Source organism: Neisseria sp. P0019.S002 (assembly GCF_051957155.1).
Lineage (GTDB): Bacteria > Pseudomonadota > Gammaproteobacteria > Burkholderiales > Neisseriaceae > Neisseria > Neisseria perflava.
In genome coordinates, this window is sequence record NZ_JBQCWS010000135.1 from 1 (window position 1) to 449 (window position 449).

At 52.8% G+C, this 449-nt stretch carries 1 protein-coding gene; it reads left to right on the forward strand.

Features of this window, described 5'->3' with window-relative positions; all coding sequences use genetic code 11:
- Window positions 1-86: 86 nt before the first annotated feature.
- A partial coding sequence (locus ACTHTY_RS11940) for a hypothetical protein (RefSeq protein ID WP_440367846.1) occupies window positions 87-449 on the forward strand: 363 nt, incomplete at its 3' end.

Sequence of the window (449 nt, forward strand, 5' to 3'; positions counted from 1 at the left end):
GGTGTGTGTGGGGGGTGGGTTTGTTTTGTTGTTGGTGTGGTGGTGGGGGGGGTTGGTGGTTTTGTGTGTTTTGGTGGTGGTGTTGTTTGGGGTTTTGTTGGTTTTGTGGGTGGTTGGTGTTGTTGGTGTGGGTGTGTGTTGTTTTGGTGGGTTGGTGGGGTGGTGTGGGTGGTTGGTGTGTTTTGGGGTGGGTTTGGTGTTTTGTTGGCGGTTGTTTTGTTTTTGGTTGGTGTTTGTTGGACCAAGGAGGTGTGGTGTTTGGCATTTTGACCGGTGATAGTTGGGCCGATGCGGTCAAGCGTGGGGGTGGTGTGGTGTTAGTTGTGGTTGTGGTCGTCTGTTGGTGGCAGGGTGCCGTTGTTTGTGTGTGTTGGTTTGTGGGCGTTGTTGTGGGTGGTGGTGTTTTGGGTCAGGGTTTGTTTGGTTTGTTGGTTGGGTGGTTTGGGTGG